This window comes from Synechocystis sp. CACIAM 05, from assembly GCF_010222815.1.
Taxonomy (GTDB): domain Bacteria; phylum Cyanobacteriota; class Cyanobacteriia; order Cyanobacteriales; family Microcystaceae; genus Synechocystis.
The window spans coordinates 3,070,031-3,090,162 of record NZ_CP019225.1; the positions used below are offsets into that span (position 1 = coordinate 3,070,031).

General features: G+C 49.6%; 15 protein-coding genes. 9 read left to right on the top strand and 6 right to left on the bottom strand.

All coding sequences use genetic code 11. The features are described from left to right. Positions 1–100: 100 nt before the first annotated feature. Complete coding sequence (gene cmpR, locus BWK47_RS14515) at positions 101–1,015, bottom strand: HTH-type transcriptional activator CmpR (RefSeq protein ID WP_162329193.1); 915 nt, start codon at positions 1,013–1,015, stop codon at positions 101–103. 252 nt (positions 1,016–1,267) lie between these two features. On the opposite strand from cmpR, the gene BWK47_RS14520 reads away from it, so the two are divergent. From BWK47_RS14520 to BWK47_RS14540, 5 genes are all read left to right on the top strand, one after another. Then, complete coding sequence (locus tag BWK47_RS14520) at positions 1,268–2,620, top strand: CmpA/NrtA family ABC transporter substrate-binding protein (RefSeq protein ID WP_162329194.1); 1,353 nt, start codon at positions 1,268–1,270, stop codon at positions 2,618–2,620. Between the two features lie 59 nt (positions 2,621–2,679). Beyond that, positions 2,680–3,513: a nitrate ABC transporter permease gene (gene ntrB, locus BWK47_RS14525; protein ID WP_162329195.1), complete on the top strand. Its 834-nt coding sequence runs from the start codon at positions 2,680–2,682 to the stop codon at positions 3,511–3,513. 110 nt (positions 3,514–3,623) lie between these two features. Continuing rightward, a complete protein-coding gene (locus tag BWK47_RS14530) occupies positions 3,624–5,354 on the top strand; it encodes an iron uptake porin (protein ID WP_162329196.1) in 1,731 nt (576 codons plus the stop codon). 49 nt (positions 5,355–5,403) lie between these two features. Further along, a complete protein-coding gene (locus BWK47_RS14535) occupies positions 5,404–7,407 on the top strand; it encodes an ABC transporter ATP-binding/substrate-binding protein (RefSeq protein ID WP_162329197.1) in 2,004 nt (667 codons plus the stop codon). 72 nt (positions 7,408–7,479) lie between these two features. Continuing rightward, entirely contained in the window at positions 7,480–8,328 is an 849-nt protein-coding gene (locus BWK47_RS14540) for a nitrate ABC transporter ATP-binding protein (protein ID WP_162329198.1), read from the top strand. A gap of 276 nt (positions 8,329–8,604) precedes the next feature. On the opposite strand, the gene BWK47_RS14545 is transcribed toward BWK47_RS14540, so the two are convergent. The 4 genes from BWK47_RS14545 to BWK47_RS14560 form a co-directional block, all read right to left on the bottom strand. Continuing rightward, positions 8,605–10,128, bottom strand: a complete 1,524-nt coding sequence (locus BWK47_RS14545) for an NADH-quinone oxidoreductase subunit M (RefSeq protein WP_162329199.1) — start codon at positions 10,126–10,128, stop codon at positions 8,605–8,607. A 164-nt stretch (positions 10,129–10,292) separates the two neighbouring features. After that, entirely contained in the window at positions 10,293–12,197 is a 1,905-nt protein-coding gene (locus BWK47_RS14550) for an NAD(P)H-quinone oxidoreductase subunit F (protein WP_162329200.1), read from the bottom strand. Positions 12,198–12,429: 232 nt separating this feature from the next. Then, the gene (locus tag BWK47_RS14555) at positions 12,430–13,464 is read right to left on the bottom strand and encodes a hypothetical protein (RefSeq protein ID WP_237269670.1); all 1,035 of its coding nucleotides are present in this window, start codon (positions 13,462–13,464) and stop codon (positions 12,430–12,432) included. 293 nt (positions 13,465–13,757) lie between these two features. After that, positions 13,758–14,063: an RNA recognition motif domain-containing protein gene (locus tag BWK47_RS14560; protein ID WP_010874035.1), complete on the bottom strand. Its 306-nt coding sequence runs from the start codon at positions 14,061–14,063 to the stop codon at positions 13,758–13,760. 301 nt (positions 14,064–14,364) lie between these two features. Between BWK47_RS14560 and bchM the strand changes: the two genes are divergently transcribed. The 4 genes from bchM (at position 14,365) to BWK47_RS14580 (ending at position 18,300) form a co-directional block, all read left to right on the top strand. Next, the gene (bchM, locus tag BWK47_RS14565; RefSeq protein ID WP_010874036.1) at positions 14,365–15,057 is read left to right on the top strand and encodes a magnesium protoporphyrin IX methyltransferase; all 693 of its coding nucleotides are present in this window, start codon (positions 14,365–14,367) and stop codon (positions 15,055–15,057) included. Positions 15,058–15,063: 6 nt separating this feature from the next. After that, positions 15,064–15,846: a 3-methyl-2-oxobutanoate hydroxymethyltransferase gene (gene panB, locus BWK47_RS14570; protein WP_162329202.1), complete on the top strand. Its 783-nt coding sequence runs from the start codon at positions 15,064–15,066 to the stop codon at positions 15,844–15,846. A gap of 76 nt (positions 15,847–15,922) precedes the next feature. Next, positions 15,923–16,621, top strand: a complete 699-nt coding sequence (queC, locus tag BWK47_RS14575) for a 7-cyano-7-deazaguanine synthase QueC (RefSeq protein ID WP_162329203.1) — start codon at positions 15,923–15,925, stop codon at positions 16,619–16,621. Positions 16,622–16,782: 161 nt separating this feature from the next. Next, positions 16,783–18,300 (top strand): UDP-N-acetylmuramoyl-L-alanyl-D-glutamate--2,6-diaminopimelate ligase, encoded by a 1,518-nt coding sequence (locus BWK47_RS14580; protein ID WP_162329204.1) that lies wholly within the window; start codon positions 16,783–16,785, stop codon positions 18,298–18,300. Between the two features lie 128 nt (positions 18,301–18,428). On the opposite strand, the gene BWK47_RS14585 is transcribed toward BWK47_RS14580, so the two are convergent. Further along, entirely contained in the window at positions 18,429–20,093 is a 1,665-nt protein-coding gene (locus BWK47_RS14585) for an MBL fold metallo-hydrolase (protein WP_162329205.1), read from the bottom strand. Positions 20,094–20,132 lie beyond the last annotated feature (39 nt).

Genomic DNA, 20,132 nt, shown 5'->3' on the forward strand with positions numbered 1-20,132 from the left:
CAATCTTTGAGGCGTAGTGGTCGGGAAAGTTTCCTGATTATCAATGGGCTAATGGGCAGCGTTGATCTCTCTCAGCCGGAGCTTTCGGCAACGATGGTTTTTAAAAAATTTGGGCAATGGAAACTGCTTCATCATGGGCAAACAAATAATCTAAAAAAGTTTGGGCCACAATGGATAATTGCTTCGATTTTTGATAAATAATATACCAGTGTTTTTGTAGGGGAAATCCTTCCACGTCTAGCACCGCTAGGGGGCCATTGATTCCCTCCAATGCCAAAGAATACAGCGATAAAATTGAGAGTCCCAGCCCACCATAAACTGCCTGTTTAATGGCTTCATTACTACTAATCTCCATCTCAACATTCATTTTTAGGCGGTTTTCGCTGAAAAATTCTTCCACTGCCATTCTGGTTCCAGAGCCTGATTCCCTCATAATCAAGGGTTCATTGACTAATCTTTCCAAAGAAATTTTCTTTTCCTTGACTAATGGGTGCTGGCGAGACGCAATTACCACGAGGGGATTTTCTAAAAAGTGGCGGATATTAATATCAAGATTAGAAGGCGGTTTACCCAAAAAGTATAAGTCGTCTAAATTATTCGCCAAACGCTCCAAAATTTGTTGACGATTGCCAATTTGTAGAGAGATGGAAATGCCTGGATATTGTTGACGAAATTCCCCCAAAAGTCGTGGCACAAAATATTTGCCTGTGGTAATAGTTGCTAGGCGCAGGTTACCTTTTTTTAAGCCCTGGAGGTCAGCAATCACTTCCTGCAATTGGTCCAGGCAAGAGGTAATGTTTTTGCTAGCGTCTAAAACCGCTTGTCCTGCTTCGGTTAAATAAATTTTTCGGCCAATTTGTTCATAAAGCGGCACCCCGATCGCCTTGGTGAGTTGCTTCATCTGCTGGGAAACCGTGGGCTGGGTCAGAAACAATTCCTCCGCCGCCTTGGTGAAACTCCCCGTCCTGGCGATCGCCGCAAAAACCTCAAATTGGTGGAGGGTGGCATTTTTCATAGTGGATTAATTTTATAGACTACTTCTATAAATTACATAAAAAATTGGATATTTATCTATTTTTAGCTTTCCTTAATAATCAAATCATTCAAGTCCCCTTGGATTAGTCATTGTCCTCGGGCAGACAGTTTAAAGCGTCCCCTGGTTTACCTAGCCTAGGAGCCCCAGTGCTCTTCCGTAAACCGGGGATATCCATGGCGCTTATTTTATTTTTCTGTCTGCCTTTTTTCATAGAAAATATCAATCAAAGTTATGGGTTCATTCAATCGACGTAAATTTTTGCTCACCTCCGCCGCCACCGCCACCGGGGCTTTATTTCTGAAAGGTTGCGCAGGCAATCCCCCCGATCCCAACGCAGCTAGCAGTCCTTCCCCGACAGCCACCACGGCGACATTGACCCCGGAAATGGCCCCGGAAACCACTGCCGTCAAGTTAGGATTTATTCCCATTTTTGAGTCGGTACCCCTAATCATCGCCAAAGAGAAGGGATTTTTTGCCAAATACGGCATGACCGACGTGGAAGTTTCTAAACAAGCCAACTGGGGAGCCGCCCGGGACAACGTGGAAATCGGTTCCGCCGGGGGAGGCATTGATGGGGGCCAGTGGCAAATGCCCATGCCCTATCTAATTAGTGAAGGGTTGATCACTAAAAACAACACCAAAGTGCCAATGTATGTATTGGCTATGCTTTCTACCCAAGGCAACGGCATTGCGATCGCCAAAAACCAATCCGGGAAAAACATTGGTTTGGACACTAGTAAAGCCAAGGATTACATTAGCGGGTTAAAAGCTACCGGGACTCCCTTCCGGGCCGCCTACACTTTCCCCAAAGTGAACCAAGACTTTTGGATTCGTTACTGGCTCGCCGCTGGCGGTATTAATCCTGACACCGAAGTTAGCCTGCTCACCGTCCCCGCTGCCCAAACTGTGGCCAACATGAAAACCGGAACCATGGATGGCTTCAGCACCGGCGATCCTTGGCCAGCTCGCATTGTCAAAGAGGACATTGGCTTTATGGCGGCCCTCACCGCTCAAATTTGGCCATCCCACCCCGAAGAATACCTCGCCGTCCGGGCTGACTGGGTAGACAAAAATCCCAAAGCCACCAAAGCTCTGCTCAAAGGAGTAATGGAAGCCCAACAGTGGTGCGACCAGCAATCAAACCGTGCTGAATTGGCCCAAATTGTTTCCGGTGCCCAATACTTTAATGTCCCAGCCACCATTTTAGAACCCATGTTAATGGGTAACTATGTTATGGGAGATGGCCAACCAGATATTAACGATTACAAAAAAGCCGTTCAATATTGGAAAACCGACAGAGGCAGTGTTTCCTATCCCTATAAGAGCCTTGATTTATGGTTCCTAACGGAAAGTGTGCGTTGGGGTTTCTTACCACAAAATACCCTGGATACTGCCCAAGCTTTGATCGACAAAGTTAACCGCTCTGATCTTTGGAGAGAAGCTGCCCAGGAAGCCGGTATAGCAGCGGCAGATATTCCCACCACTGATTCCCGGGGCGTGGAAACCTTGTTCGATGGCATCACCTTTGATCCTGCCAATCCAAAAGCATATTTGGATAGCTTAAAAATCAAAAAATTAGCTTAACGCCTCCCCTTGAACATCTCAATTATCGGACAATACACTATTTACCTTGAGGAACTAAAATGACTACCAGCGTCAGAAAAGCCCGCCCTGCAAATAAGAATCTTAGTAAAGCTTGGCGGAAGTATGGGGACAATATTATTCCTCCCATTGTGGGAATTGTCGGCTTTCTTTTAGTCTGGCAATTGGCATCGGTAACCGGCCTGATAAAGTTGCCTCCTCCTACGGATTTAATCACCAATGAACGAACTCGGGTTTATTTAATGTATCCCTTTTTTAACCGGGGAGGTACCGATGTCGGTCTGTTTTGGCAAGCTATGGCCAGTCTGCAACGGGTTTTAATTGGCTATAGCTTGGCCGCCGTTGTCGGCATTGCCGTGGGCATTGGTGTTGGGCTAAACAGCTTTTTAAATAAAGCCCTCGATCCGTTATTTCAATTTTTACGCACCGTTCCTCCCCTAGCCTGGGTTCCCCTCGCGTTGGCGGCTCTCCAGCAGAACCAACCGGCGGCATTATTCGTTATTTTTATCACCGCAGTGTGGCCAATTTTAATTAATACAGCGGTGGGAGTTCAACAAATTCCCCAGGACTACATTAATGTCCGTAAAGTACTCCGGTTATCACCGAATAAATTTTTCTTCAAAATCTTAATTCCTTCTGCCCTCCCTTATATTTTCACTGGATTACGCATTGCCATTGGTTTGGCTTGGTTGGCAATTATTGCAGCGGAAATTGTGATGTCTGGCATCGTCGGTATCGGTTTCTTTATCTGGGACTCTTACCAAAATAATTATATTAGCGACATTATATTGGCGCTAATTTATATCGGAGCAATTGGGTTAATGCTAGACCGCTTTATGGCTTGGTTACAAACCTTAATTGCCCCGGGACAGTAACAAAATTTTGGACTATAGGAAGTTAACTGTTTGCCTTCTGGGAAAAGAGTCAAGCAACTTTTTGACCCGTTGCCAACCAGGCACAATCAACATCAAAGAAATTAATTGCAATGAAACAACATCGATTCACTTGGCTAGCGGGATTTGTCACCGTTGTTAGCCTAACCACGTCCCCTGCCTCCGCTGGGCCCCAGATTCTGTATAGGGATAGCGATGCCACGGTAGTTACTTCAGTGCCGGAACTGACTACTTTGCTAGACGAACCCATGGGTCAAGTGACATCGGTTTCGGAGTTGCGGGATGTGCAACCAACGGATTGGGCCTATGAAGCCCTCAAGAGTTTAGTGGAGCGCTACGGTTGCATTGTTGGTTATCCTGATCGCACTTTCCGTGGCGATCGCCCATTGAGTCGTTGGGAATTTGCCGCTGGTCTGAATTCCTGTATGGATGTGATGGAGCGGTTACTCCAGGAAAATGTGGCGGTCATTAGGGCCGATATTGACAAGCTCCAACGGCTAGCAAGGGAATTTGAGGCAGAACTGGCTGCTTTGGGGGCCAGGGTAGATAACCTGGAAACCCGCACATCTTATTTAGAAGATAATCAATTTTCCACCACCACCAAGCTGAATGGGGAAGTGATTTTCGCCATTAGTGGTGCTACCGGGGGAGAACCGGATTCGGATAACGCCCAGATAGTTTTCAATGATCGGGTGCGCCTCAACTTAACCACTAGCTTTACCGGCAAAGACGCCTTGATTACGGGTTTGCAAGCCTATAACTTCACCGCTGGAAAACCCATTACCGGGACGGGCAGTGTGGCGGAAACCCTCTTTCCCAACGATGCCTCAATTTTGGGTGAAGGCATGACCAGCTTTAACTATGAACCCCAGTTTGCTGGTTTTAATCCCCAAAATCTCCAACCCAGTTGTGGCAATAACAGCGTATGTCTGTACAAGCTACTCTATGTCACACCAGTAGCAGATAATTTCACCGTTTTTGTTGGGCCGAAAGCGGAAGTCACCGATGCCTTTCCCACCATTGTCCCCTTTGCCAGTGAAGGTCAGAGCACTCTTTCTCGGGCTTTTGCCATCAATCCGGTACTACGGGTCTCGGGGGGAACAACGGAAACGGGTTTAGCCTCGGCCGCCGGCTTCATTTACAAGCCTAACGATGTGGTAGATTGGCGCGCACTTTATGGCTCTGTCAATGCCGCTATTCCCCAAAATGAAGGCTTTCCCGGCACTCCCCTCGGGGCGGGCTTATTTAACGGCAGTTTTGTGGCGGCAACCCAATTAACCCTCTATACCACCGAAAATCTCGATCTTGGTTTCAACTATGCCCATAGCTACCACCAGCTCAATATTTTAGGTACGGGACTAACCGGGGCAGCGGCGGGAACCCTAGGCGGCTTACCTCTAACAACCCCAGTGAACGTTAATTCGGTGGGGGCTACCCTAACTTGGCGTATTAATCCCAGCATTTACTTTACCGGCTATGGTGCTTACTTCATGGTGGATCAGGCCAATGGCGGTTCGGCTTTTACCGATCTTGCTAGTTGGATGGCTGGGCTTTATTTCCCGGATGCCTTTGTGGAAGGTAATACGGCCGGTTTGATGTTTGGTCAACCCCTCACTAGGGTTGGGGCAGGTAATGGGGCAACTTTAACACCCGCCAATATCAGCAACCGTGCCACGCCCTACCAAATTGAAGCGTTTTATAACTACAAGATCAACAACAATCTCAGCATTACTCCCGGTGCGTTTGTAATTTTTAATCCGGAAGGCGACTCTAACAATAGTACAACAGGGGTCTTTGCCCTACGGACGACGTTCACGTTTTAGGCGCTATTGGCCTAGTATCTTGTCCATTTAACCAATCCTTTGAGACACCATGAGCGTTTTTGTTGCAGTTGACAATATCGATAAGGTTTTTTCCTTCACTGATGGGGGTGAATATATTGCCCTTAAAGGGATCAATTTAGAAATTAAAAAGGGGGAATTTGTTTCCCTCATTGGCCACTCCGGTTGTGGCAAATCGACTCTACTCAATATGATTGCGGGGTTAGATTTACCCAGTGCAGGCGTGGTTACCCTGGAGGGTCAGCGGATCAGCCAACCTGGCCCGGATAAAATGGTGATTTTCCAAAATTATTCCTTACTGCCTTGGTTAACAGTTAAGCAAAATATTGCCCTGGCGGTGGATGAGGTAATGAAAGGGGCTGGGGCGGCGGAACGTAAAGCCATTGTTGAAGAGCATATTAATTTGGTGGGTTTAGGTCATGCGGTGGACAAACGGCCCAATGAGTTGTCCGGGGGCATGAAACAACGGGTGGCGATCGCCAGGGCGTTGGCCATTCGACCGAAATTATTGTTATTGGATGAACCCTTTGGGGCGTTGGATGCTTTGACCAGGGGCAATTTACAAGAACAATTAATGCGTATTTGTGAACAATATCAAGTCACCTCGGTCATGGTTACCCATGATGTGGATGAAGCAGTGTTGTTGTCGGATCGCATTGTGATGCTAACCAATGGTCCTGGGTCTAACATTGGCGGCATTTTAGAAGTGGATATTCCCCGCCCCCGCAAACGGATGGAAGTGGTGGAACACCCCAGTTACTACAGCCTCCGCAGTGAGATCATTTACTTCCTCAACCAACAAAAACGGATCAAAAAGTTACGGGCGAAAAAAAACACGGCGATCGCCAGACATGGCCTAGAAAAAGTCAATCTGGAATTGGGCTATGTGCCCCTGGTGGCCTGTGCGCCCCTGGTGGTGGCCCAGGAAAAAGGCTTTTTTGCCAAGCATGGCTTAGATGAAGTGAGCTTGGTACGGGAAACCAGTTGGCGGGGCATTGTGGACGGCATCGCTGGGGGTTACCTAGATGGGGCCCAAATGCCAGCGGGGATGCCCACTTGGTTAACCGCAGGGGGTTATCGGGAGCAATCTATTCCCGTGGTCAGTGCTTTGACCATGACCCGTAACGGTAACGCCATCACCCTCAGTAAAAAACTCTACGACCAAGGCATTTACACCGCCGAGGATTTCCGTCAGCTTTTATTGGCCTCGGACGGCGATCCCCACACCCTGGGTATGGTCCACCCTTCTTCCATGCATAACCTGCTATTGCGCTATTGGCTGGCGGCCCACAACATCAACCCTGACCAGGATGTGCATCTGAAAACCATTCCCCCAGCCCAGATGGTAGCGGATCTGAAAGCAGGCACCATTGATGGCTATTGCGTCAGCGAACCTTGGAATTTACGGGCGTCCATGGAAGGAGCTGGGTTTAGCATTGCCACCGATTTGGAAATTTGGCAAAATCACCCCGGTAAAGTTTTGGGAGTTCGAGAAGATTGGGCGATCGCCCATCCCAATACCCATGTGGCCATGGTGAAAGCCCTGTTAGAAGCCTGTGCCTACTGCGCCGATCCCAACCACGAAATGGAAATTCGGGAACTGTTGGCCACCCGTCAATACCTCAGCACCAACATTGACTATATTCACCTCGGCGATCCCGAAGGCCGCACCTGTAGCCTGGGTAATCCCGTGGAATATTCCCACCATCTTTTCTTTGGTGATCAAGTCAATCGTCCTATTCGCACCGAACATCTTTGGATGATGACCCAAATGGCCCGCTGGGGCGATATTCCCTTTCCCCGGAACTGGGTGGAAATTTTAGAGCGGGTTTGTCGAGTCGGGGTATTTAGCACCGCCGCCCGGGAATTAGGCTACGACGTGAACTATCAGCGGCAACCGATCGCCCTCTTTGACGGGGAAGTGTTTAACGCCGATGATCCCATTGCCTACCTGAATCAAACTGTCATTCATCGCAATTTCACCATTGCTGAAGTGCATCTTGATAACCCCACCCCAGCCCCAGTTTTTGCCTAAATTCCCTTACCTCGCCGGGTTTTGGAACCAAACCGATAAAACTCAAACCGAAACTATTTCCCGATCGCCGATATGCAAACCTTAAAATCCCAGCGCGCCATGCCTACTGCAACTCCATCGGATCAAAAAACCACTGCCTTTTTAACCATCGAAAACGTTTCCAAGGTGTACCCCACCGCCAAGGGTCCTTACACGGTGTTGGAAAATGTCAACCTCACCGTTAATGAAGGGGAGTTTATTTGCGTCATTGGCCACTCCGGTTGTGGTAAATCAACTCTGCTCAATATGGTGTCCGGTTTTGCCAGTCCCACAGACGGCTCTGTGCAGGTGGGAGGAAAAATCATCACTGAGCCTGGCCCCGATCGCATGGTGGTATTCCAAAACTATGCCCTATTGCCTTGGTTAACGGCCCTAGAAAATGTTTACATTGCTGTGGATGCTGTCCATCCCCAAAAAACAGAAGCAGAAAAACGGGCGATCGCCAAGGACCATTTAGCCATGGTGGGGTTAGCCGATGCCATGGACAAAAAACCCGGCCAAATTTCCGGCGGGATGAAGCAACGGGTCTCCATTGCCCGGGCCCTAGCTATCCGCCCAGAGGTATTAATTCTTGACGAACCCTTTGGGGCTTTGGATGCCATCACTAAAGAGGAATTACAGGAAGAATTACTCCAAATTTGGAATGATCACCGCTGTACGGTGTTGATGATCACCCACGACATTGACGAAGCCCTCTTCCTGGCCGATCGCCTAGTGATGATGACCAATGGACCCCACGCCAACGTTGGGGAAATTATGACCATTCCTTTTGCACGCCCCCGGGACCGGGACCGGATTATGGAAGACCCCACCTATTATCAGTTGCGCAACTACGCCCTCGACTTCCTCTATAATCGCTTTGCCCACAACGACGTGGCTTAGTAGTTCATAGTTCAGACGCTACTCCCAAATTGTTTAGGCCAATTCACCAACTTTTTGGGAGAAGTTGATTCCATCCAGTGCGGTAGAGGGAGTGCTTGGGGCGGATGGTTTCTCGCACTACATCCAAGAACTTTGGGGGGGAGAGTATAGTTCATTTAAGGGTACGCTGATCGTAAAAAAACGCTTTTGGAAATGACATACGGAAAAGCTCTGGCGATTAGGGAATTATCGCTCTTCTATCATTGTGGGTTAAACTCACTTCGGTTTACTGGAGCCCTACACTTCCCCCAATTCCTTGACTTCAATTTCGATGCGGGGCGGGGCTGGCACACTGACTAAATCTGGGTGTCCTGTCAACAAAACCGCCGTTTGGGGCTCACTCCACTGGGTTAACCAATGGGGTTGAATGCCCAAAGCAATGATGACCACCGCCAAGGCGAGCGCCGGAATTTGTTCCTGCCAACGCACCTTAGGTAAATGGGACAGTTCCATGGTGAGACGGCCAAAGAAAACCCGATTAATCATTAACAGGAAATAAACCGCCGTTAAACCGCTACCAATTAAACACAGGAGGGTTTGGGTAGGGAAAATCGGAAAACTGCCCCGGAATACCAAAAATTCAGCAATAAAGCCCACCATGCCTGGAATGCCAGCGCTGGCCATGACACCGAGAATCATCAAACTGCCGGTGATGGGTAAACCCCGTTCGGGAGTTAACAGTCCTTGCAATTTATCCACGTCCCGACTGCCGGTTTTTTTATACACTACCCCCACCAACAGAAACAGCAGGGCAGAAATGATGCCATGGCTCACCATCTGAGCCGAAGCGGCGGTCACACTCAAGCGGGTAGCGGCGGCAGCAGCCAAGAGAATATAACCCATGTGGGCAATGGAAGAATAGGCCACCACTTTTTTCATATCCTTTTGAGCGATCGCACAGGAAGCACCATAAAGGGCGCTAATAGCCGCTAGGGTTGCTAAATAGGGGGCAAATTCCACCCAGGCCTCCAGGTAAAGCCCCAATCCAAAACGCAGTAAGCCATAGGTGCCTAGTTTAAGTAAAACCCCTGCCAACAAGACAGAAACGGGAGTGGAAGCTTCCACGTGGGCATCCGGTAGCCAGGTGTGGAAGGGGAAAATGGGAATTTTAATGCCCAAACCGAGCAGTAGGGGCAACAAGAGCAACATTTGGGTTTTTACTGGAAGGGCATCGGCCAAGCTGGGATCGTAGTCAAAGTTGGGTGCCTTGGTCAACCAGAACCAACCCAAGAAAGACACTAGTACCAGAAAACCGGACAGGGCAGTGTAAAGCAAAAACTTCATAGCTGCATAACCCCGCCGTTGTCCTCCCCAAATGGCAATGAGAAAATAAAGAGGAATAATTTCCAGCTCAAAAAAGAGGAAGAATAAGAGCAAATCTTGGGCTAAAAATGCCCCTGCTACCCCACCACTGAGAAGCAACAATAAGGCATAGTAAAATCTCGGTCTTTCTATCTCGGTATTGGTGCTAAAAATGGCAATTACCACCAAAGCACTGTTCAGCAATAATAAGGGCAGAGATAATCCATCAACCCCTAGGTGATAATTCAAACCCAAACTTGGCAACCAGGGATAATATTCCACAAACTGCATCTGGGGATCATTGATGTTAAATTGCCCAGCTAATAAAACGCTCAGCCCAGCCATGGCCACCATAATGCCTAAGGCAATTTTGCGGGAGTAACAATCATGGTCAGGGTTCGGAATAATAGCAATGAGAATAGCTCCAAAAATGGGGCCCCAGATGAGAGCACTGAGCATGGGAATTAAGACTTATGTAAAGTTAGTTAAATTTAAGTTGGCTTGGTAAAAATTTAATTAGATACTATCAAGCTAAAAAAAATTGATAAAAAGTAGGTTAACATCAAGCAAATCAGAAAAAGTTAGTTTTAAATCAAGATTAATTAGTTTTGCTCTTCCCTCAATTAAGGAAGAATTAGGGACAACCAACTGGACCAAAACTGCCTGATCGCCATCCATTGACCGCTGAGGGAAAACCAGATCAGCAGGGCTACCCCCACCAAGATGGTGAGCAGATAAAATTGTGACTGCCCGGTGACATTATATTTGAGGGCACTGCCGCTGAAAATAGTTACCAAACTGACTAGGTTGACTATGCCGTCGATGACGTAACGATCAAACCAAGTGCTGATTTTGGCGATCGCCGCCACCGCTGCCACCACCGTAGCGCCATAAATTTTATCCAAATAAACATCGTAGGCGAACAAATCCTGCAGGAAACGCACCGGCAGTCGACTTGAGCGAGAGAGATTCCGTCGTAAAGGCATAAGACTACCCAACAAAATTCCTGTAATTCCCGCCACCATCAGGAGAGGCATGGCCCATTGGGTAACGGGGGAAGTTAAACCGAGGGGATAGGTGGCTGATAACCAAAAAGACCACTGCAAGGGGGCAATGGGCACCAGCAGAGTCACAATGATCAAACTCACCATGGGCACCGCCATGGGCCAGGGTACTTCCGGGGCCCGGCGGGTTTTGGGCTGGGGTTTACCCAAGAACACTAAACGAAACACCCTGGTTAAATTGAGGGCAGAAAAGAGGTTAACAAAGATCAATAAAGCCAATAGGGGCCAGCTTACCAACCAATCTCCACTAAACCATTTTTGCCAAGTCCAAAACATGCCTAGGGGAAAAACCGCCAACAATCCCGCAGAACCAACCACAAAGGAAGTTGTGGTCACGGGCATACGATTCCATAATCCCCCCATTTCAGTGATATTTTGACCGCTGGTGGTGAAAATAATCGAACCAATGCTCATAAATAACAAAGCTTTGGCGATCGCATGGGCGAAGAGCAACAGAAAGGCAATGTCTACCTCCCCCAAACCCACCGCAATAAATACCAATCCCAGGTAAACGCTGGTGGAATGGGAAAGGGTACGCTTAATGTCAATCTGCGCAATGGCAATGAGCGAGGTCATCACCACTGTCAACGTCCCCAGCACAATCAAGGTCTTGGAGGCGATCGGGGAGAGGGTAAACACCGGCTGTAACTTAATCAACACATAGGCACCGGCTGACACCACCACCGAATTACGCATAATGCCCGCCGGATTCGGGCCCTCCATGGCTTCGTCCAACCAAAGATTGAGGGGAAATTGAGCGCATTTGCCGGTGGGGCCAGCAATTAGAGATAGTCCCAACAAAGTAGCGGTGATGCCGGTCACTGGCACCGTACTAGCCCAGTTGTCCAACTGGGAAAAAGTTAAACCCTGACCATAGCTAGAGAGGGCCACTACCCCCATGAGGAGAATAATATCCCCCACCCTTTTGGTTAAAAAAGCATCCCGGGCGGCGGTAACCACCAGGGGCTGGGCATACCAAAAACCCACCAAAAGATAGGTGGAAAGGGTTAGCATTTCCAACAGGCCATAGCTTAAAAATAGGGAATCACTCAGGGCAATGCCCCCCAGGGCCGCCTCAAAAAAGCCCAATAGTCCATAGAAGCGAGCCAAGGACCAGTCCTTCTCCATATAGCCCAGACCAAAAATCTGGACTAAAAAACTGATGCCAGTCACCACCGATAGGGCCCCCAAACTAACCGGGGAAATCTCCACCGCCAAGGTGAGGTCTAAATCCGCCACCTGGAGCCAATGGAAAACAATTTGCTCACTCGGTGTTTGCCAAATGGCTGAGAGGGCAACCATGCCATGGAGGGCAGAAACCAAAGTCATGAAAATATTGAAGTAGGCAGCCGGTCTGGGGCCCGTTTGTTTAATCAGGCGAAATGACCAAGGCAGGCTAAGGATCGACCCAATCAGACCATAAAAAGGAATAAACCAACTACTTTGTAAAAGAAAATCGGACATTGAGCTTGGGATTGCGAGGAATTTTCGCCTAGGGTTCGCAGAAAATAGGCAATTTGTGATCAGATTTTACGCTATCGCTGCCTCAATTCTGATTTTGGCGATCGCCGTTGTCGGTCTGGGGACGGTTTTATCGCCCCCGTTTAACCATGCAGGTAAACCCTGGCTTTGTAGATCACCAAAATTGATTGAGCAGCCTATTCCAGTTTTCCCAGACCCGAAGGAGTAGCAACATCTAGACTTCCGGTGGAGATGTTTTGCCCCTAGTTTTGGCCTTAGTAGTTTTAGTGGTCTTGGGCGTTTTCGTGGTTTTGGCCTTACTTGTGGAAGTCGTTTTTTTTGCTTTTGACTCCGCTGGTAATTCCGGCTCTAGGGATGATTCCGATTCAACCACCGCTTCCGTTGACCCATTGCTTGGTTCTTCTGTCAAAGAAGTCGCCCCAGAAGACGGTTGGCGATCGCCGTTGTCAGTATCAAGATCGTCAAGCTTCTCTGCCGGCAAGGGTCCAGTCTCCCCCTGGTTTAGCTCTAGGTTTTCTGGAGACTCCAGGCTATTCTCTTGCTTTTCCCCCTTATGGCCATGCTCAGACTTTTTCTCAGAACTATCGGGGTTAAAGGGAGTCTTTTTAACCCGACGGGGGGTTTGTTCAACCGGCTCGGCAATCTGTTCCACAAAACCAAAACAATTGCGTTGGGGAATCAAGCGAGCCAAAATCTGATAAAACTTCGGCCGCTCCTCCGAATCCTTGCGAAAACGGTAGGGGGGTTGATCGCTCCAAATTAAGGGCAAATGCTGATTGTTGGGGCGATTTTCATAGCTTTTCAGCTCATTGCGATAGACACTAAAAACAGGCCGGCGACATTGGGGAATAAATTGCCACACTCCCCGCAAAACAAAAATACCAGGATCGCTTTTCTCATGCTGTTCTGTGCCCATCCAGACCACTTTAAAGCTTAACCCTTCTCCTTTGGACTGGGGATAGCACTTGATCCAGGCTAACTTTCCTTCCAACGCCGCCGCCACCGCAATGGCTCGCCTAGGCAAATATAAAGTAAAATTGGCATCCCGAATCTGTACGTAATATCGTTCTTCCCCTTTTTTTACCACCCCGCGCAACCAACCGATCGCCTGATAATAGTTTTTGGCGGTGGTATCTAGGGTAGTGTTGGCTGGGGCTTCGGGAATTAGATCATCTGCCGCGGCCACATTGGTTTCTAAAAGCTCAGTCTCGGGGGTCTTTTTGGGCGGCTTCGGGGGGGTGGGTTGCATAGTATTAACAATCTTGGACGCTCGGTAAACACTGAATCCAGTGTCTGAATTAGTATGAGTGACAATTACCTCCAAGGCAAGGGGAGGAGAAATGACAAAGCCAAGCAAAAATGCCCTTGTCACCGGAAAAACTAAAGGGTTCCGGCCACACGGCAAGAACCCCTAGGTTGAACTAATTTAAGTAACAATGAGAACGGGATTTAGCCCGATTTCCCACCAGAAATACGGGTAGTTCAAAAAAATTTCATTAATCGAATCAAACTGGTGAAACGACGGCGAACAAAAACTAAGCCCTAGTAGCGGCTACCACCATAGCTTTTACGACCGCCACCAAAGGAACCACCGCCACTGCGATTTTCCCGGGGCTTGGCTTTGTTAACCTTGAGGTCACGACCCATCCATTCTGCGCCGTCTAGGGCTTCAATGGCAGCCGTTTCTTCGGCGTCAGCTTCTAGCTCGACAAAACCGAAGCCCCGCATGCGACCAGTTTCCCGGTCGGTGGGGAGCTGGACCCGCTTTACGGAACCGTATTCAGCAAAAACCGCGGTTAAATCGGCTTCTGAAACGTCATAGGACAGGTTGCCTACATAAATTGACATGGATTTTCTCCAAAAACTGAGGGATATGTAGAGGGTGATTTCGGAGAAATGCCTGTCAATGGAAAAACGCGAAAAACCGTTAATACTAGAAACAAATGCTACCAACCGATCATTACTCTATGGAGGCATAGTAACACGTTCTCCCCTCGGCTGGGGATATTAGGTCTTGAATTCCTGATATGGAACCACGAAAATTCCTCCCCCAGAGTAACCAGAAAAGAATGGTACCATTGCTTAGACGGCTCGTGCCTATAGCTTATACCAACCTTTACCTAACTCAAATTTTCGAGCTTAGCTTTCCATGACCAACGCCGCCCTAGACGATAAAACCATCGTTCGTGACTATTTTAATTCCACCGGCTTTGACCGTTGGCGCCGGATCTATGGTGACGGCCAAGTCAATTTCGTGCAAAAAGACATCCGGGTGGGGCATCAACAAACCGTTGACTCGGTGGTGGCCTGGTTAGTGGCGGACGGAAATTTACCTGGCTTGTTAGTCTGTGATGCGGGATGTGGGGTAGGTAGTTTGAGCATTCCCCTGGCCCAAGCGGGCGCATTGGTCTATGGCAGTGATATTTCCGAAAAAATGGTGGGGGAAGCCCAACAAAAGGCCCAGGAAGTTTTGGCCTATGGCAATCAGCCCACGTTTATGACCCAGGATTTAGCCCAGTTGGGGGGGAAATATGACACGGTTATTTGTCTGGATGTGTTGATTCACTATCCAACCGAGGAGGCGTCAGCGATGATTAGCCACTTGGCCTCCCTGGCCGATCGCCGTTTAATTTTGAGCTTTGCCCCCAAAACCCTAGGCTTGACTGTGCTCAAAAAAATTGGGGGACTGTTTCCCGGTCCCAGTAAGACCACCAGGGCCTATCAACATAAAGAAGCAGACATTCGCAAAATTTTGGGAGATAACGGCTTTTCCATTGCCCGTACCGGCATGACCAGTACCCGTTTCTACTATTCCCGTATTTTAGAGGCGGTGCGCTCTTAAGTTCCCATGGCCATTACCCCTACCCAATTGTTGGATTGGAAGCGTCAACAACGGCCTATTGTGGCCCTTACTGCCTGGGATACGGCGATCGCCTCGGTGTTGGATGCGGCGGGAGTGGAAATTATTCTGGTGGGGGATTCCCTCGGAATGGTGGTCTTGGGCTACGAAACTACCCTACCGGTGAGCTTGGACACCATGATTCACCACACAGCGGCAGTTAAAAGGGGAGTGCAAAGAGCATTGGTGGTCTGTGACCTACCCTTTTTGACCTATCAGGAAAGTCCAGCCCAGGCCATGGGGTCAGCGGGAAGGGTTTTGCGGGAAACCGGTGCCCAGGCAGTGAAATTAGAAGGGGGTCACCCCCGTATGGTGGAAACCGTAGCTCGACTAACGGAGGTGGGCATTCCGGTGATGGGTCATGTGGGCTTAACGCCCCAATCAGTCCATCAGTTGGGTTATCGGCAACAGGGCCAGGACCCGGTCACAGCGGAGAAAATTCTTCATCAGGCGATCGCCTTGGCAGAGGCGGGGGTGTTTGCCATTGTTTTAGAACATATTCCTAGCGAACTAGCGGCTAGTATCACTGAGCAGTTGCCCATTCCCACCATTGGCATTGGGGCAGGGCCCCAGTGTGACGGCCAGGTGTTGGTGACGGCGGATTTACTCGGTTTGACAGTCAAACAACCGCCCTTTGCTCCGGCCTATCTGAATTTACGGCACACCATTACGGAAACAGTGCATAAATTCAGTGGAGAAGTGCGACAAAGACAATTTCCCCGGCGGGGTTAGGGAACAAACTAAAACTTTGCCAACAGGCTGCCCAGGCTGCAGCAACGACCATAACTGATTGACTGCCGAAAAATCTATGACCAAAACTGCTGTTGTTTTACTATCCGGAGGGTTAGATTCCGCCACCGTAGCGGCGATCGCCAAAGAGGAAGGGTACCGAGTTATTGCCCTTTCTTTTAACTACGGCCAACGCCATGACCGGGAATTGCGAGCGGCGGCAGACATCGTTCAAGCCCTGGGGCTCCCAGAACATTTCAGCATCAACCTAGACCTGGCCCAGTGGGGAGGCTCTTCACTGACTGATCGCCAACAAACCTTGCCCCAGACAGGGGTAGAACCGGATATTATTCCTTCCACCTATGTGCCGGGGCGTAACACCGTATTTATTGCCCTCGGTTTATCTTTAGCTGAAGCCAAGGAAGCCGAAGCGGTATTTTTGGGCATCAATGCCATCGACTATTCCGGTTATCCTGATTGCCGCCCTGAATATTTAGCAACCTATCAACAATTGGCGGCCCTGTCATCCAAAGTGGGGGTAGAAGGAAGACCCATTCAATTGCTAGCTCCCCTGATTGAATTGAGCAAAGTTGACATTGTCCATAAAGCTTTGGAATTGGGAGTCCCCATTTCCCAAACCTGGTCTTGCTACGCCGGGGGGGAAGAACCCTGTGGTCGCTGTGACTCCTGCCGTTTGCGGGATCAGGCTTTAATTGAGGCAGGGCATCCAGAACTGGCCAGTGCCAAGGGCCGTCTTTGGAGGGAAAAAGTTGACTGAACTCCCCCTTCTTGCTGGACGGAGAAAAGGTAATTCCCGTTCGCATTAATCAAGGTCAGCCAGGAAGCTTTGCAACCAGTACACCAGGAGCTAACCTCCGTTGGAACATCTCGGGTATATTGACCTTCATTGACGGCAGATTTGATTGGGGAAAAACAACCATGGTTAAGTTAGGGCAGTTATTGGCATCGGTTCCAGAGGTGGTGGCCGCCGCCCCTTGGTTGGCCCAGGAATCGGATCGTTGCCCTGCCCTAGGGAAAATAGTGACTGGTTTATCTACCAATTCCCATGCCTGTCCCCCTGGCACTTTATTCATTGGCATGCCGGGCACCAGGGTTGACGGAGGGGAGTTTTGGTCCGGGGCCCTAGAAGCTGGGGCGATCGCCGCTGTGGTCAGTGAGAAGGCGTTGCAAAAATTTCCGCCCCAAAATGGAGAATGCGTCATTGCGGTGCCGGATTTAGTGCCGGTGTGTGCCGGCCTTGCGGCGGCCTTTTACCAACATCCTGCCCAAACGTTGCAGCTGGTGGGAGTAACGGGCACCAATGGCAAAACCACCACCAGCCATTTGATTGAATATTTCCTCAATCAACAGCAACGGTCCAGTGCTTTGCTAGGAACCCTCTACACCCGTTGGCCTGGTTACCAAAAGACCGCCACCCACACCACCCCCTTTGCGACGGATTTACAGAAACAATTGGCCGAAGCTCTCCAGGCGGGCAATCAATACGCCGTGATGGAAGTCAGTTCCCATGCCTTGGCCCAGGGCAGGGTTTTGCAATGTGGCTTTGCCTGCGCTGTGTTCACCAACCTCACCCAGGATCATTTGGACTTCCACGGCACCATGGAAAATTATTTTGCTGCCAAGGCTTTGTTGTTTAAGGAGTCATATCTCCAAGGTCGGGCGGTGATCAACCAAGATGATCCCTACGGCCAAAGGTTAATCGATCGCCTACCGTTGGATCAGGTTTACGCCTACAGCGTCAACGATAGCACTGCGGACTTTTACACCAAGGATTTGGACTATCAACCCACCGGGGTTAAGGGCACGTTTGTTACTCCCCAGGGGGAATTTCCTTTCCTGTCCCCCTTAGTAGGGCAATTTAACTTGGCCAATGTGCTAGCGGCGATCGCCAGTGGCCTGCACCTTGGGCTAGATCCAGCCGCCATGGTGAAGGATTTACTCGATTTTCCTGGGGTACCGGGGCGCATGGAGCAGGTAAAAATCCGCCCGGATCAAGACATTTCTGTGATGGTGGACTATGCCCACACCCCGGACAGTTTGGAAAATGCCCTCAAGGCCGCCCGCCCCTTTATCCCCGGCCGCTTGATTTGTGTATTTGGTTGTGGTGGCGATCGGGATCGTACCAAACGGCCCTTAATGGGCAATATTGCGGCTCAGCTGGCCGACCTAGCGGTGGTTACCTCCGATAATCCCCGTACCGAAGACCCCGAACAAATTTTGGCCGACGTAGTGCAAGGCATCAGTCTAGACATCGAACCCTGGATCATTGGCGATCGGGCCACCGCTATCCATAAGGCGATCCGGGAAGCAAAACCGGGGGATGGGGTGTTAATTGCCGGTAAAGGCCATGAAGATTACCAAATTTTAGGTACAGAAAAAATTCACTTCGATGACCGGGAACAGGCCAGGGAAGCGTTGATTTTACGCTACAGCTAGCATTGCAACCCCTAAGAATCTATTGGACAGGTTTCAGTTTGCTCCGCAAAAAGTGGATCCAATGGCAGGGGACTTTTAGCTGGTCCTCAGCCAAAATTAGGAGCATCGGGGGGTTTTTAAAACACGTCTCAACTGCCCGTTGCCGACTCAAACACAGGACAATGGCCATCCGCCCTCACCTCTAACCCCATAAGAGGAGAAGCGGGATTACGGCAATGATGATGCTGAAAATGTCGGCAGTTGGCACAGCAATCGAAATCTACCGGGCGCTTAGTGCTTTGATTTTGTTTGAGCAATTCCCTTTGGCTGATCCCCCTTAATACCAGTTCTTCCCCCTGCCAACGGGCCTGCACAATGCCGGTTTCGCCAAATTTGCCCCAACGGGAATTTTCTAGAATTTGCCCGTCTAAATGGATCATCACTTCCCCCAGGTGATGAATCTGCTTATTGGGTTCTAGCTCGTGGATTTCTCCTTCATAAATTTGGGACGGCGGGGGAGTGGGTTGTACAAATCGATCGCCAATGGGCAGGGCTACCGCATTGCCGGCGGCGGGGGAATGGAGCTGGTAGCGACTTTGTAATTCTTCTAAACTAGTTAAGTCTTCAATATCCGAGGGTTGCCCATGGACAAACACCAAATGTTGGGGACGGAGATTATGGATCAACTGGGTAGTGTTGCGGCCATCACTATGGTCTGCCAACAAATAATCCTCCAGCTCATATTGGGGAAACTCTTCTAGGTCTTCCCAGGCAAAGTTCACCAAACAACTGGGTAAGGTAACCAACTGGGGCACAAACACTGTCCATAACCCCGGTAAGGCGGCGGGACTAGGCCAAAAAGCAGGCCAAGTTGTGGTGATTACTATGGATGGGGCCGATAGGGATAGTTCGCCCTGGTCATCGGTGAGGGGCTGCAGATGGGGATAAACTTTATCGTCCCAAAATAGGGGTTGGTGTTGGGCAAAATTGCGGACATTATCGGGGAGATGGTCAATTATTCCCTGGTAAGCGTCACAACCTCTGGCCACGGATTCCCCTGCCCAAAGGTTAACTTGACGCCCGGTGAACTGATGGTGGGTCCGTAGTAACTTGAGAATTTCCTGGGCTAAACCCAAGGGAGGCACTGGCAGGAGAATATTTCTCCCCTTGGCTAGCACCGTTTCGATCGCCTGGATAAATTGTTTTTCCTGTTGACGACGGTGGGGTAAACGGCGGTTGCCATACTGTCCTTCTAGGATCAGCACATCCGGTTTCAGACCCCGCAGGGGAGTCAAGGCCAGACCGTCTACTAACTGGAGATGGGAAAGGCAATAATCCCCGGTATAAATCACCCGGTAAAGGCGATCGCCGTTATGGTATTCGAGCAAAATTAGGGCAGCCCCCGGTAAATGCCCCGCCGGTAATAATTCCACTGTGAGGCCAGGCAAAACCTCCTGGGGCGATCGCCAGGGTAAAACCCGACAAAAGGGGGGCACAACCTCATCGGGCCAATTCAGGGGCAGTAACCGTTGGGTAACCTCACTGGCCAGAATGGGAATGTGGGGAAATTGTTGGTGAAATTGCCACAACCCCAAACCGTGATCCCTGTGGGCATGGCTACAAAAAACCAGATCCACTGTCCCCGGATCCGCTGCCAACAATGGTGTTAAGTCTTCTAAACCACAGTCGAGCAGAATCCTATAGGGTCCCAAATGCAGTTCCAGACAAATCCCCCCATCCCGGGGACCCACTCCATAGGGAAGAAAGGATATATTGGCAAAAGCCTTGCCCTGGGTCGGCACGGAAAAAGTCATGGAAGCTTGGCGATCGGCCCTGGGGGCAAAGCAAAATCA